This is a genomic window from Nocardiopsis yanglingensis, assembly GCF_045809185.1.
GTDB lineage: Bacteria > Pseudomonadota > Gammaproteobacteria > Xanthomonadales > Xanthomonadaceae > Stenotrophomonas > Stenotrophomonas yanglingensis.
On sequence record NZ_JBJNRH010000017.1, the window covers coordinates 28,222 to 42,360 of the forward strand.

Sequence of the window (14,139 nt, forward strand, 5' to 3'; positions counted from 1 at the left end):
CTCACGCGCCCCGCGTGGCAACCGCAGGCGGTACCGCCGCCGCACGCCGCGCCGGTCCGAACACGGCGATCTGGCCAAGCAGCCACAGCAGCAGCGCACCCAATGGCAGGTAGTGAAGGGGCATGCGCGGCAGCTCGTACAGGTTCATCAGTGCCAGGTTGATCGCGTAGGCCGCCAGCATGCCCAGCACGATGCCCAGCGTGGCCAACAGGAAGTTCTCGGTCTGGAAGTAGCGCAGGATCTGCCCGCGGGTGGCGCCCAGCGCACGGCGGATGCCGATCTGCTTGCTGCGCTGCTGCACCCAGAAGCTGGCCAGGCCAATGATGCCCAGCGCGGTGACCACCAGCAGCGAGATGCTGACGGTGATCAGCAGGCCGACCATCGCACGATCATTCTTGAAGAAGTCCTTGCGCTGGTCTTCATAGGTGAGCTTGTCGCGCATCAGGCGGTTGGGGTCGTTGCGCTCCAGCGCAGCGGCACCGGCGTCGAGCACGTCCTGGCGGCGCTCCGGCGAGGTCCGCAGCACATACGTGCCACCCTTGTCGAAGGTGGTGCGGATCGGCAGCAGCATCGAGTTGGTCCAGTTGTCACTCCAGCCATTGGGCGTGCTGAGGGTGTCGACGATGCCGACCACATGCAGCGACTGCTTGCCCATGTAGTAGGTCTTGCCCAGTGCGCTGCCGTTGGGCTCCATCTTGGCGGCAGTGGACTGGGTGAAGATGACCGGGATGGCCTTCTCCTTGGCGCCACCCTTGCTGACGTCTTCGAAGTTCTGGTACTCGTCGGGCAGGAAATCGCGGCCTGCGATCAGGTTGATGCCCATCGTCGCCAGCCCATTCTCGGACAGGGTGTACATCGAGGCGTTGGTGGTCGGCCGTTCCTGGTCGATCACGCGCGAGATGCTGCTGCTGGAGGAGCCGTTGCGGAAGGGGACCTGGTTGATGATGGTGACGTTGCTGACGCCGGGGATGGCGCGCAGCGATGCCAGGTCCTCGCGGGTACGGGCCAGGGCGTCGGTCTGCTTGCCGATGCCACTGACGCGCAGCATCACCAGTTCGTTCTCGGCGATGCCGCTGGGCATGCTGATCTTCTCCACGCGCTGGCTGACCAGGAACAGCGCGTTGCAGACGATGGCGCAGGTCAGTGCGACTTCCAGCACGATCAGGGCAGCGGCAGTCTTGTGCCGGCGCAGCGTGCTGAGGATGGGGCGGATGTCCATGGGAGTCCTCGTTCGGATGCTTACTGCGACTTGAGCTGGATGGCCGGGGTGACCTGCATGGCGCGCCAGGCGGGCAGGAAACCGGCGGCGAGGCTGGCGAACAGGGTCAGGCCCAGTGCGAGCAGCAGCATGTTGCCGTCCAGGTGGGCGAGCTTGGCGTACTCCACCGGTTGCTGGCGCACCGCGAACAGGCCGAGCAGGGCCAGGCCGATGCCCAGCACGCCACCGACCACGCCGACCGCGCCGGCTTCCACCAGGCACTGCAGGAAGATCTGGCCGCGGCTGGCACCGAGGGCACGGCGCACGCCGATTTCACCGCTGCGGCGCAGGAACTTGGCCAGCAGCAGGCCCACCGTATTGACCAGGCAGACACCGAGGAAGCCCAGCGCCAGCCACAGCTGCAGGCGCACATCGCTGGGTACTGCGCCGTTGAAGTCCAGCCATTCCATCACGGTGCGCAGGCGCACGTTCGGCGGATGCTTGAAGCGGCCGGCCTCACGCTGCTGGGTCGAATAGTTTTCCAGGTAGCGGCGGTAGTCGGCGGCTTTGGCCGGGTCCAATTCCACCCAGTACTGCAGCCACGCGCACGGTGCATTGAGCGAGTAGCTGTTGCCGTCGGGATTTTCGCCGAAGCAGTTCATGTTGCCGTTGTTGCCGAGCTTCAGGTCGAACGAGGTGGAGATCGGCAGCAGCAGGTCTTCGTTCTTGCCGTAGCTGCCGGTGGTGAGGTCATAGAAGTGAGGTTCGGGGCTCCATTCCTTCATCACGCCGACGATGCGGTAGCTCTGGCCTTCCATGCGCAGGTCGCGGCCGACGCTGTTGGCGCCCTGGTACAGCTTGTCGTTGAGGGCCTTGGAGATGACCACCACGCGTGCACGGCCTTCATCGTCCTCTCGCGTCCACGGGCGTCCGTACTGCATGGGCACCTCGAACATCGGGAAGAAGTCGGCCGAGGTCCAGCGGGTGTCGATGCTGAAGGGCTTGAGGGTGCTGTTGTCCGGCTCGATGGTGCCGCCGCCACCGCTCATCAGCGCCTGGCGCTCGCCCTTGGCTTCGCGCAGCAGCGCTTCACCGTCGAAGCGGGTCAACTGGGTTTCCGGCTCTTCGCCGGCGACATAGGCACCGGTCGCGGCGTCGAGCTGCACATAGAACAGGCGGTGGCTCTTGCCGGGAATCGGGTCACCGGACAGCACGTGGAATACGGTCAGCGTGGTCATCGAGGCACCGATGCCGAGCGCGATGGCGACCACCATCAGCGCGGTCAGGATCTTGTTGCGGCGGAAGCTGCGTACCGCCAATCGGGCGTAGTAGGCGAACATGAGAGTGCCCTCACTCGTTGACGGCGACGATGTGGCGCGGCGGGGTGGCCAGCACCGGCTCGCGCACCAGGTCGGTCACCTGGCCATCGACGATGTGCACGTTGCGCTGCGCGCGTGCGGCCAGTTCCGGGTCGTGGGTGACCATCACGATGGTGGTGCCGGCGGCATTGATCTCCTCCAGCAGTTCCATCACGCCGCGGGCCATCTGCGTGTCCAGGTTGCCGGTCGGTTCGTCGGCCAGCAGCAGGCGCGGGCTGCCGGCCAGGGCACGCGCGATCGCCGCGCGCTGCTGCTGGCCACCGGACAGTTCATTCGGGTAGTGCTTCATGCGCGAGCCCAGGCCGACCTGGGTCAGCGCCTTCTCGATGCGTTCGCGGCGCTCGTTGGCGCTCATCTTCCGATAGCGCAGCGGCACGTCCACGTTGTCGAACAGGTTCAGGTCCGGGATCAGGTTGAAGCCCTGGAAGATGAAGCCGATCTTCTGGTTGCGCAGGCGGCTGCGGGCGTCATCGCCCAGCGTGCTCACATCCTGGCCGTCCAGCATGTAGGTGCCGCTGGTGAAGGTTTCCAGCAGGCCGGCGATGTTGAGGAAGGTGGTCTTGCCGGAGCCGGACGGGCCGGTGACGGCGACGAACTCACCTTCCTTGACCTGCAGTTCCAGCGAGCGCAGTGCGTGGGTTTCCACCTGTTCGGTGCGGAAGACTTTGGCGACCGAACGCATTTCGAGCATGTACATGGGATGTCCTCTCTCCAGGATTCAGGTATCAGGTATCAGTTGACGGAGACGCGTTCGGCGTCCTTGAACAGGTCGCTGCCGGAGACCACGATGCGGTCGCCAGGCTGCACACCCGACTTGATTTCCACTTCGCCCAGGCTGCTGACGCCCAGTTCCACCGGACGCCGCACCGCGGTACGGCCATCCATCACGTAGGCCATGCCGTTGCCCTGTTCGACGAACGGACCACGCTCGACCTTCAGCACGTCCTTGCGGGTATCGAGCAGCACGCGCACCGACATCCGCTGGCTCTGGCGCAGGCCTTCCGGCTGCGCGCTGGCGAAGCGCACGCGGGCATTGACCTCGCCGTTGACCACTTCCGGCGACACCGCGCTGATCTCGCCCGGGAACGGCTGGCCGTTGCCACCGGTCAGCTGTGCGGGCATGCCGATCGCCAGATCGCGGGCGAAGCTTTCCGGCACCTTGATCTCGACCTCGAACTTGGACAGGTCGACCACGCCCAGCACCGGGGCATTGGCGGCCAGGTTGGTGGACTGGACGGCCTGCACCTGGCCGACCTGGCCATCGAACGGTGCACGCAGGGTCAGCGCATCGACCTGGCGCTGCACTTCAGCCACCACGGCCTTCTGGCGGTCGGCCAGCAGACGCTTGTTGCGGGCGTCCAGGTCGGCGCCCTGGCTCTGCAGGCGGGCATCGGTGGTGGCGTTGGCAAGGGTGATGTCAGCCTTCTTCAGCGAGTCCTTGGCCTTGGCCAGGTCGATCTGTGGCACTGCGCCGCCGTCGTAGCCGCGCTGGTAGCGCTGCAGGTCGCGGTCCGCGGCCTGGCGCTCGATGGTGGCCTGGTCGGTTTCCTTGCGCGATTTGGCGCGGGCCAGGGTAGCGTCCAGCGCGGCACGGCTGGCCTCGGCTTCCAGACCGGCCAGGGTGGCCTGCTCCTGGGCCAGCTTGCTGCGCAGTTCCGGGCTGTCGATGACCGCCAGCTGCTGGTCCTTCTTGACCACGTCGCCGGCGACCACTTTCAGGTCCACGGTGCCGGCCGAGATGGCGTACAGGATCGGGCTGTTGGCGGCGATCACGCGGCCGTCGGCGGCGATGTCGCGGACCAGGTCGCCGCGCTTCACTTCGGCGATGCGCACGCGGCTGCTGTCGAAGGAGCGGCTGGCGTTGGACCAGGCGTGCACGGCCCAGCCAATGCCGGCGAGCAGCACGATGGCGCCCACTGCCGGCCAGCGGTAACGCTGCCAGTTGGCGCGGGTGGCGCCGGCCGGAGCGGAGGAAACGATCTGGTCCTGTGCGGAAGTGTCGCGGATCATCGGGTGCGTGCCTGACGGTGGTAGCCAATACCAAGCACGTAGCGTGCCAACTTTATTTCCTTTCAGGTCAACAGGTTGGGCGGGCTGCTGGAGTGTCCGGGTGTCCGCGGACACCTTTCCGGACACTTTCATTAAGCGGACAGGAGGGGGAAGCCGGACACGCGGGCTAGAATGCGCCGATCGTCTTCAAGGAAACGCGTGACATGTGTGGAATCGTGGGTGCAATCGCCGATCGCGACGTGGTGCCGGTGCTGATCGAAGGCCTGAAGCGGCTTGAGTACCGTGGATACGACTCCTCGGGCATTGCGGTGATCGATCATGCCGAGCGCCCCGAAGTACGTCGCGTCCGTCGTACCGGCCGCGTGTCGGAAATGGCGACGGCAGCCGAAGCCGAAGGCTTCAATGCAGTGCTGGGCATCGGCCACACCCGCTGGGCCACCCATGGGGGCGTCACCGAGGCCAACGCGCATCCGCACATCAGCCAGGGCGTGGCGCTGGTGCACAACGGCATCATCGAGAACCACGAAGAGCAGCGCGAGAAGCTGCGCGCGATGGGCTACACGTTCGAGTCCCAGACCGATACCGAAGTCATCGCGCACCTGATCCACCATCACCTCAAGGGCGGCGACGACCTGCTGGTGGCGTTGCAGCACACGGTGAAAGAGCTGACCGGAGCCTATGCGCTGGCCGTGGTCAGCCGCGCCGAGCCGGAGCGCTTCGTCTGCGCGCGCATGGGCTGCCCGCTGCTGATCGGCCTGGGCGAGGGTGAGAACTTCGTCGCCTCCGACGTCTCGGCGGTGATCTCGGCCACCCGCAAGGTGATCTTCCTGGAAGAAGGCGACACTGCCGAGATCCGTCGCGATGGTGTGCGCATCTTCGACGAGCATGACCAGCCGATCGAGCGCGACGTGCATCTGTCCGATGTGTCGCTGGCGTCGCTGGAGCTGGGTCCGTACCGCCACTTCATGCAGAAGGAAATCCACGAGCAGCCGCGCGCGCTGGGCGACACCATCGAGGCGGCGATCGATGCCGGTGGTTTCCCGGCCGAGCTGTTCGGCAAGAATGCCGAAGCCGTGCTGTCGGGCATTGAAGGCGTGCAGATCATCGCCTGCGGCACCAGCTACTACTCGGGCCTGACCGCGCGTTACTGGATCGAAGCCATCGCCGGCCTGCCGTGCAGCGTGGAGATTGCCAGCGAGTACCGCTACCGCGCCGCCTATGCGAACCCGAAGCACCTGATCGTCACCATTTCCCAGTCCGGCGAAACGCTGGATACGATGGAGGCGCTGAAGTACGCCAAGTCGCTGGGCCACAAGCACACGCTGTCGATCTGCAACGTGCCGGAAAGCGCGATCCCGCGCGCCAGCGAACTGGTCTGCTACACCCGCGCCGGCGCCGAGATCGGCGTGGCGTCGACCAAGGCCTTCACCACCCAGCTGGCCGCACTGTTCCAGCTGACCGTGGTGCTGGGCAAGCTGCATGGCCGCATCGATGCGGCACAGGAAGCGGACTACCTGGAGCAGCTGCGCTTCCTGCCGGGCAGCGTGCAGCACGCGCTGAACATGGAACCGCAGATCGCCGCCTGGGCCGAGCGTTTCGCGCGCAAGAGCAGCGCGCTGTTCCTCGGCCGCGGTCTGCATTACCCGATCGCGCTGGAAGGCGCGCTCAAGCTCAAGGAAATCTCCTACATCCACGCTGAGGCCTATCCGGCAGGCGAGCTGAAGCACGGCCCGCTGGCGCTGGTGGACGAGGACATGCCGGTGGTGGTGATCGCCCCCAACGACAGCCTGCTGGAGAAGGTGAAGTCGAACATGCAGGAAGTGCGCGCCCGTGGCGGCGAGCTGTTCGTGTTCGCCGACCAGGACAGCAACTTCAACGAGTCCGAGGGTGTGCACGTGATCCGTACGCCGCGCCATGCGGGCGTGCTCAGCCCGATCGTGCACACGATCCCGGTGCAGCTGCTGGCGTACCACACCGCGCTGGCGCGCGGCACCGACGTGGACAAGCCGCGCAACCTGGCCAAGAGCGTGACGGTGGAGTAAGCCCGGCGGATCCATTGGATGCTGCATGCGAAGGGGCCCCAAGTGGGCCCCTTTCGTTTGCGCCGGTGGCCGTGGCAAGTGGGACAGCTGTCGGGTGTTCTGTCCGCTGTCGGCAGCCGGCAATCAATCTTTAATGCGCGACATCGCCTGTATTCAGCGGCGGTTTCAGCCACGGTGCCATTCTCTGGATCGTCAGTTGGTTCCCACGACGAACTGTCCTATCGATGCCGGTAGTGACCGATGGTCGCAGTCGTAGAATCGATTTGACCGAGGCCCGGGTTGAGCGGTTGAGCCCACCTCGTTCGCGTTGCAGCACATCGTCTGCCGATCCATTCCAAGCGGCCGCCGGGTGCGCCAGACGTGCACTGAAAGGTCTGTTCCCGGGGAGGGGGCGTATCGGAAGAGCACACTTTTTTGACTTCAGTGACCTGCACCAGGAAACAAGAATGAACGTCCGCGAACTCCTGCAATCCAAGAAAGAAGCTGTCATCACCATCGACGCCGAAGACACCATCGGTGCCGCCGCCCACAAGATGAGCGCGAACAAGATCGCTGCGCTGGTGGTGATGAAGGACGATGCCCCGGTCGGCATCATTTCCGAGAAGGACATCGTGCGTACCCTGGCCGACGACGGCCCGCAGGCCGGCCGCCGGGTGATCTCCAGCCTGCCGTCCACCGGTCTGGAAGGCATTGCGCCGGAAGCGACCCTGAAGCAGGCCATGTCGTTGATGACGTACTCGCGGCGCCGTCATCTGATGGTCACCGAAGGCGCCCGCCTGGTCGGCATCCTCAGCCTGGGCGATATCGTGAAGAACCTGCTGGGCGAGCTGGAACTGGAAAAGGCCGTGCTGCAGGACATCTACATGGCCGCCCACTGAGGGCTGGACCATTGGACGCAGAGAAGCCGGGCATTGCCCGGCTTCTTCGTTCACGGCTTCGGTGATATCAGAAAGTGACCTTCACCGAATCGGCGCTGTAGCTCGCCGGGCCGTGATAGACCACTTCGATGTTGTTGCCATCCGGATCGAGCACGAAGGCGCCGTAGTAGCCCGGATGGTAGGGGCGTTCGCCCGGTGCACCGTTGTCGGTACCGCCGGCGGCGATGGCTGCAGTGTGGAAGGCATCGACGGTGGCGCTGTCGCGCGCCTGGAACGCCAGGTGGTGGCGGCCGGTCAGCTGGCCGGCGGCGGCCTCGCTGCTGGCGCTGGAAATGAACAGCTCATCTGCCCAGAAGTAATCATCGCCTTCGCCGGCGATCGGGATGCCGATGGTGTCGAACACCGCCTGATAGAAGCGGCGGCTGGCGGCCAGGTCACGCACCACCAGCTGCAGGTGGTCGATCAGGCGGCCACGGTGCAGTTCCATCGTTTCCATACGAACCTCGCAAAAAAGGGGACGGAGTCGGTAGCGCCGGGCCGTGCCCGGCGTGCGCGCAGCGCGGCCTGCTCAAGGCCGCCGGGCATGGCCCGGCGCCCCCGGGAATGTGCCCCTTTCTGGGTCAGACGTTGGAGATGATCTCGACCCAGTAGCCGTCCGGGTCCTTGATGAAGGCCAGGTTCTTCATGCGGCCGTCGGTCAGGCGCTTCTGGAAGGTCACGCCCAGATCCTCGAAGCGCTGGCAGGCCGCCTCGATGTCCGGCACCGACACGCAGATGTGGCCGAAGCCGCGCGGGTCGCTGTTGCCGTCGTGGTAGACCGCGCCGTCCTGGTTTTCGGTGCCGTGGTTGTGGGTCAGTTCCAGCACGCCCGGCAGGCCAGCCATCCACACGCGGCGCTGGGAGTCGTCTTCCGGCACCACCGCGCTGGCCGGTACGTAGGCCAGGAAGTACAGGCTGAACTGGGCGTCCGGGAAGTCGCGCTTGTCGATCAGCTGGTAGCCGAGCACGCGGGTGTAGAAGTCCAGCGAGGCGGTGATGTCCTTCACCCGCAGCATGGTGTGGTTGAACACGAAGCCGGTGGTTTCGGCCGGAGCCTGGGCGGCGACGCCGGGGACGTCGCGCAGGGCGGGAATGGTCATGGGGGAGGTCCTTCAGACAGGGCCGTTGCCGGCCGGATGGGGCCATTCTACCGGCCGTCACCTGACGGCACCGCGACGTACAATGGACGGATCGCACCGTTCCGTTCTGAGCATTGCCCGCCATGTCGCAGCGTGAATGGGTGGCCGCCGCCATCCGCAAGATCGAAGCCGATTTCAACCGTTCCGCCGATACCCACCTGATCCCGATGGCACTGCCCGGGTTCGAGGGCATCGATGTGTACCTGAAGGATGAATCGAGCCATCCCACCGGCAGCCTAAAGCACCGGCTGGCGCGCTCGCTGTTCCTGTATGCGTTGACCAACGGCTGGTTGCGCGAGGGGCGGCCGGTGATCGAGGCGTCCAGTGGCTCGACCGCGGTGTCCGAAGCTTACTTCGCGCGCCTGCTCGGTCTGCCGTTCATCGCGGTGATCCCGGCCACGACCTCGCCGGAGAAGATCGCCGCCATCGAGTTCCACGGGGGCCGCTGCCACCTGGTCGAGCGCGCCTGCGACCTCAACTGCGACTCGGAAAAGCTGGCCCGCGAAACCGGCGGCCACTTCATGGACCAGTTCACCTACGCTGAGCGCGCGACCGACTGGCGCGCCAACAACAACATCGCCGAATCCATCTTCAAGCAGATGGCCGAAGAGCCGAGCCCGATCCCGGAATGGATCGTGTGCAGCCCCGGCACCGGCGGTACGGCGGCCACGCTGGGCCGTTATGTCAGCTACCGCCGGCATGACACCCGCATTCTCTGCGCGGACCCGGAAGTGTCGGTGTTCTTCGACGGCTACCGGGCCGCGGTGGCGGGTGAGCCCGACTGGCGTGGCCTGACCTGCAGCGGCGGTTCGCGCGTGGAAGGCATCGGCCGGCCGCGGGTGGAGCCGAGTTTCATCCCGACCAGCGTCGATGCGATGGTGAAGGTGCCCGACGCGCTGAGCCTGGCCGCGATGCGCCATGTCAGCCGCCAGCTCGGCCGTCGTGTCGGTGGCTCCACCGGCACCAATTTCATCGGCGTGCTGCAGGCCGCGCAGTGGATGCGCGAGGCCGGCCACCAGGGCAGCATCGTCAGCATCCTGTGCGACAGCGGCGAACGCTACGCGCAGAGCTATTACGACCCGGCGTGGTATGCGCGCCAGGGCATCGATGTCGACGGCGCCGATGCGCAGCTGGCGGCGGCAGTGGCCGGGCAGGGGCTGCCGGAACTGCCGTGGTGCAGCCTGGAAGCGCTGTAACGCTCTTGTAGCGTCGAGCCATGCTCGACGCCGCAGATTCAGTATCCCGCTGCGGTGAACGCGTCCAGCACCGCATCGCGCAGCGCATCGGGCAATGCCTCGATATCCATCGCGCGATCATCCAGATGCAGGCTCGGGTCCAGGATGCTGGCGCGTCCCTGGGCCAGTGCCTGCAGCCACAGCAGCACACAGATCACGAACTCGCGCTCATGGCCCAGCCGCAGCTGGCTGGCGCCGCGTTCGATCACCTCGAACGGGTACCACTCCTGGGCATCGTTGAAGGTGCCGCCCTGCTGAAGCACGGCCTGCAGTTGCTGCAGGTGGCGCGGGGCGTCGTCGCCGGCATCGCACAATGCGGCGATCCAGGTCAGTTCGGCCGGACTGGCGGACAATGCCAGTGACCGGGCCGGTGAGGCGGATGCAACTGCAGCCAGACCTTCCATGTAGGGCCTCGTTCGGTGCGTACCGCTGCGGACTCCCCCGCAGGCAGAGCTTCGAACCGCGACCGTAAGGCCGACGTGAATGCCGGGCCGCGCCCCCTTGTCAGCCCCGCCTGCCAGCGCCATATCTACTGGGCTGCCCGCCCGCCGGGCCCGTTCCCTGGAGATCTGCCGTGACCGTTGCCAACCCCCTGCTCGATTTTTCCGGCCTGCCGCGCTTCGAGGCGATCCGCCCCGAGCACGTGGCACCGGCGTTGGACGTGCTGCTGGCCGAGGCCGAAGCCGCCGTCAGCGCGGCCGAGCAGGTGCAGCCGGTGCGCTGGGAGACCTTCGTTGCCCCGCTGGACGATGCCACCGAGCGGCTGTGGCGCGCCTGGGGCCTGGTCGGCCACCTGCAGGGCGTGGTCAACACCCCGGAACTGCGTGAGGCCTACAACAGCAACCTGCCGCGGGTGACCCGCTTCGCTAGCGCGCTCAGCCAGAACCTGGCGTTGTACCGGCAGTACCAGGCACTGGCCACAAGCGCCGAGGCGGCACGCTTCGACGAGGCCCGGCGCAAGGTGCTGGACAACACCCTGCGCGATTTCCGCCTGGGGGGTGCCGAGCTGGCGCCAGAGTCGCAGCAGCGCTTTGCTGTGATCAAGGAAGAACTGTCGGCGCTGTCGGCGAAGTTCTCGCAGAACGTGCTCGATGCCACCGACGCGTGGTCGCTGATCATCGAGGACGAAGCGCGACTGAAGGGCCTGCCGGAGGATGTGAAGGCCGCTGCGCATGTCGCAGCACAGAAGGACGGCAAGGCCGGCTGGAAACTGACCCTGCAGATGCCGTGCTACCTGCCGGTGCAGACCTGGGGCGAGGACCGCGATCTGCGCGAGATCCTGTATCGCGCCAGTGCACAGCGTGCGTCCGAGTTTGGCGACGACGCGCTGGACAACAGCGGCAACATCGACCGCATCCTGGCCCTGCGCGCCGAACTGGCCGCGCTGCTCGGCTTCGGTTCGTATGGTGATTACTCGGTGGCGACCAAGATGGCGCAGGACCCGGGCGAAGTGCTCGGTTTCCTGCGTGACCTGGCCGCGCGCGCCAAGCCGTTCGCCGCCAAGGATCGCGCCGAGCTGGAGCAGTTCGCACGCGAACAGCTCGGCATCGACAGCCTGCAGGCCTGGGACCTGGCATTCGCCGCCGACCGCCTCAAGCAGGTGCGCTACAGCTACTCCGAGCAGGAGGTGAAGCAGTACTTCACCGAACCGAAGGTGCTGGGCGGTCTGTTCTCGGTGATCGAGCAGCTGTACGGCCTGCGCGTGCAGGAGGACAGCGCTCCGGTCTGGCACGAGGACGTGCGCTTCTTCCGGCTGGTCGATGCGCAGGGCGCGCTGGTTGGCCAGTTCTACCTCGATCTGTATGCGCGCGAAGGCAAGCGCGGTGGCGCGTGGATGGATGATTGCCGCAACCGTCGCGAACGTGCCGACGGCAGCGTGCAGACGCCGCTGGTCTACCTGGTGTGCAACTTCGGTCGTGGTGCCAATGGCAAGCCGGCGACCTTCAGCCACAATGAAGTGACCACCCTGTTCCATGAAATGGGCCACGGCCTGCATCAGCTGCTGACCCGCATCGGCGAACTGGGCGTGGCCGGCATCAACGGCGTCGAATGGGACGCGGTGGAGCTGCCCAGCCAGTTCATGGAGAACTTCTGCTGGGAATGGGACCACTTGCAGGGCATGACCGCGCATGTGGAAACGGGTGAGCCGCTGCCGCGCGCGCTGTACGAGCGCATGCTGGCCGCACGCAACTTCCATAGCGGCATGGCCACCGTTCGCCAGCTGGAGTTCGGTCTGTTCGACATGCTGCTGCACAGCCAGTTCGAGCCGGCGCAGGACAGCGTTCTGGCACTGCTCGATCGCGTGCGCGCGGAAGTGGCGGTGAACCACCCGCCGGTCTGGAACCGCTTCCCGCACCAGTTCAGCCACATCTTCGCCGGCGGTTACGCGGCCGGCTACTACAGCTACAAGTGGGCCGAGGTGCTGAGCGCCGATGCCTACGCCGCCTTCGAGGAAGCACCGCAGGCACTGGCTGAAACCGGTGCACGCTTCCGTGATGAGATCCTGTCGCGTGGTGGCAGCCGTCCGGCGGCGGAGAACTTCAGGGCCTTCCGCGGGCGCGCACCGCAGATCGATGCGCTGCTGCGCCACTCGGGCATGGCGTAAGGTGTTTGGTAGGTGCCAACCTTGGTTGGCACTTCACCGCCATCCACGCATGGCGTGGATCTACCGGAACATGCCCTGGTAGGTGCCAACCTTGGTTGGCACGTCGCCGCCATCCACGCACATGCCGGCCAGCGGCCGGCACTACCGAAGACGGGTCATTCGACGTAGATCATCTTCCGGGCCATGCCGCCGTCCACGATGAAATCCTGGCCGGTGGTGAAACCGGACAGCGACGACAGCAGGTACACCGCCAGTGCACCGATGTCTTCGGGGCGGCCGACCCGGCCGACCGGATGCTGTGCGTGGTCGATGGTCGAGTATTCCGGCTCATGGCGCCGTGAGGGTGCCTGCCACGCAGTGGTGCCGATCCAGCCGGGACTGATGCTGTTCACCCGCACCGCCGGGCCGCTGCTGATCGCCAGCGCATGGGTGAAGGCCACCAGCCCACCCTTGGCCGCTGCATAGGCCTCGCTGTGCGCTTCGGATTGCCAGGCGCGGGTGGAGGCGATGTTGATGATCGCGCCCGCAGTGCTGGCGGTCAGCGCTGGCAGCGCGTGCTTGCTGCACAGGAAGGCGCCGTGCAGCGAGGACAGCCGGCGCTGCCACTCGTCCCAGTCCATGTCCTGCAGCAGCGTGCCGTGCGGGCCGGCGATCCCCGCGTTGTTGACCAGCCCGTCGATGCGGCCGAAACGCTGCTGGGCCGTGCTGATGAAGTCGCGTACGCTGGCTTCCTCGATGATGTCCAGCCGCTGGAACGCGGCATCCTCACTGCGCTGCCATTCGTCCAGACAGGCCTGGCCGGCTTCGACGTCCAGATCGCCGATCAGCACGCGTCCACCGGCACCAAGTACGGCCTGGGCAATACCGCGGCCGATGCCGTTGGCACCGCCGGTGACCAGCACGACCTTGCCCGACAGCGGCGCGGCCGGCCATGCGGCAATCGGCGGCACCGTGCTCACGTCAGGTCTTCGCCGCGCAGGCGACGGTGCCAGCCGTCCACACCGATGCGGTCCAGGGTCTGGATGTTGCGCTCGACGATCACGTCCGGGTCCGGATAGACATCCACCGCGCGCGCCACGCTGTCTTCGCGCAGCAGGTGCAGGGTGGGGAAGGGCGCGCGATTGGTGTAGTTGCTGGCATCGTCTGCGGCCACGCCATCGAACTGGTAGTCCGGGTGGAAGCTGGCCACCTGCAGGATGCCCTGCAGGTCCAGCGCTTCGATGGCCGCGTCGGCGTTGTCGAGGAAATCGTTGTAGTCGAGGAAATCGGTCAGCACCTGCGGATGCACGATCAGCGTGGTGTCGATCTGCTCGGCCGGCGTATCGCGCAGCAGCACCAGCTCCTCGGCCAGCTGTTCAACCAGCGCTTCCGGCGTGGTCGCATCGCTGAGCACGATGCGGACCTGGTCCTTCACGTACACCGCCTTGGCGAACGGGCACAGGTTCAGGCCGATGACGATGCGCTCCAGCCACAGGCGGGTGGCGGCGATCGGGTCATCGGTGGGCAGGTGGGAATCGGTCATGGCGGGCACGTCGGCTGGCGGGGCCGCCATTGTAGGCAGTGTGCCGGTGCTGCGCTGTCCACTGTGCAGGAACTGGACAGTGGCGAAGCGGG

Annotated in this window: 13 protein-coding genes; 4 read left to right on the top strand and 9 right to left on the bottom strand. The window is 66.3% G+C overall.

The window, feature by feature from the left end; all coding sequences use genetic code 11:
* Position 1: 1 nt before the first annotated feature.
* The 4 genes from ACJ7C5_RS18290 to ACJ7C5_RS18305 are packed head-to-tail and all read right to left on the bottom strand — an operon-like array spanning position 2 to position 4,587.
* Positions 2-1,219 (bottom strand): ABC transporter permease, encoded by a 1,218-nt coding sequence (locus ACJ7C5_RS18290; protein WP_412704718.1) that lies wholly within the window; start codon positions 1,217-1,219, stop codon positions 2-4.
* A 20-nt stretch (positions 1,220-1,239) separates the two neighbouring features.
* The gene (locus ACJ7C5_RS18295) at positions 1,240-2,538 is read right to left on the bottom strand and encodes an ABC transporter permease (RefSeq protein WP_412704719.1); all 1,299 of its coding nucleotides are present in this window, start codon (positions 2,536-2,538) and stop codon (positions 1,240-1,242) included.
* Positions 2,539-2,548: 10 nt separating this feature from the next.
* Positions 2,549-3,274, bottom strand: coding sequence for an ABC transporter ATP-binding protein (locus tag ACJ7C5_RS18300; RefSeq protein ID WP_014038558.1), 726 nt, complete (start codon positions 3,272-3,274; stop codon positions 2,549-2,551).
* 35 nt (positions 3,275-3,309) lie between these two features.
* Entirely contained in the window at positions 3,310-4,587 is a 1,278-nt protein-coding gene (locus ACJ7C5_RS18305) for an efflux RND transporter periplasmic adaptor subunit (protein WP_094001049.1), read from the bottom strand.
* Positions 4,588-4,790: 203 nt separating this feature from the next.
* On the opposite strand from ACJ7C5_RS18305, the gene glmS reads away from it, so the two are divergent.
* Entirely contained in the window at positions 4,791-6,629 is a 1,839-nt protein-coding gene (gene glmS, locus ACJ7C5_RS18310; RefSeq protein ID WP_088027262.1) for a glutamine--fructose-6-phosphate transaminase (isomerizing), read from the top strand.
* Positions 6,630-7,075: 446 nt separating this feature from the next.
* Positions 7,076-7,507, top strand: a complete 432-nt coding sequence (locus ACJ7C5_RS18315) for a CBS domain-containing protein (RefSeq protein WP_049421412.1) — start codon at positions 7,076-7,078, stop codon at positions 7,505-7,507.
* A gap of 67 nt (positions 7,508-7,574) precedes the next feature.
* Here the strand turns inward: ACJ7C5_RS18315 and ACJ7C5_RS18320 are convergent, their stop codons facing one another.
* Together ACJ7C5_RS18320 and gloA are read right to left on the bottom strand one after the other, a co-directional pair.
* Positions 7,575-7,994, bottom strand: a complete 420-nt coding sequence (locus tag ACJ7C5_RS18320; protein WP_412704720.1) for a VOC family protein — start codon at positions 7,992-7,994, stop codon at positions 7,575-7,577.
* Positions 7,995-8,127: 133 nt separating this feature from the next.
* Positions 8,128-8,646 (bottom strand): lactoylglutathione lyase, encoded by a 519-nt coding sequence (gene gloA / locus ACJ7C5_RS18325; RefSeq protein ID WP_412704721.1) that lies wholly within the window; start codon positions 8,644-8,646, stop codon positions 8,128-8,130.
* A gap of 122 nt (positions 8,647-8,768) precedes the next feature.
* Here gloA and ACJ7C5_RS18330 point away from each other — a divergent pair, with 122 nt between their 5' ends.
* Positions 8,769-9,881, top strand: a complete 1,113-nt coding sequence (locus tag ACJ7C5_RS18330) for a PLP-dependent cysteine synthase family protein (protein ID WP_412704722.1) — start codon at positions 8,769-8,771, stop codon at positions 9,879-9,881.
* A gap of 38 nt (positions 9,882-9,919) precedes the next feature.
* Here ACJ7C5_RS18330 and ACJ7C5_RS18335 read toward each other — a convergent pair whose 3' ends face one another.
* Entirely contained in the window at positions 9,920-10,273 is a 354-nt protein-coding gene (locus ACJ7C5_RS18335; RefSeq protein ID WP_229297663.1) for a hypothetical protein, read from the bottom strand.
* A 221-nt stretch (positions 10,274-10,494) separates the two neighbouring features.
* Here ACJ7C5_RS18335 and ACJ7C5_RS18340 point away from each other — a divergent pair, with 221 nt between their 5' ends.
* Complete coding sequence (locus ACJ7C5_RS18340) at positions 10,495-12,525, top strand: M3 family metallopeptidase (protein WP_412704723.1); 2,031 nt, start codon at positions 10,495-10,497, stop codon at positions 12,523-12,525.
* Between the two features lie 155 nt (positions 12,526-12,680).
* On the opposite strand, the gene ACJ7C5_RS18345 is transcribed toward ACJ7C5_RS18340, so the two are convergent.
* Both ACJ7C5_RS18345 and ACJ7C5_RS18350 read right to left on the bottom strand, forming a co-directional pair.
* Positions 12,681-13,484 (bottom strand): SDR family oxidoreductase, encoded by an 804-nt coding sequence (locus tag ACJ7C5_RS18345; protein ID WP_412704724.1) that lies wholly within the window; start codon positions 13,482-13,484, stop codon positions 12,681-12,683.
* Positions 13,481-14,047, bottom strand: a complete 567-nt coding sequence (locus tag ACJ7C5_RS18350; RefSeq protein WP_032129027.1) for a DUF1415 domain-containing protein — start codon at positions 14,045-14,047, stop codon at positions 13,481-13,483. Before ACJ7C5_RS18350 ends, ACJ7C5_RS18345 begins: the two co-directional genes overlap by 4 nt.
* Between the last annotated feature and the right edge of the window lie 92 nt (positions 14,048-14,139).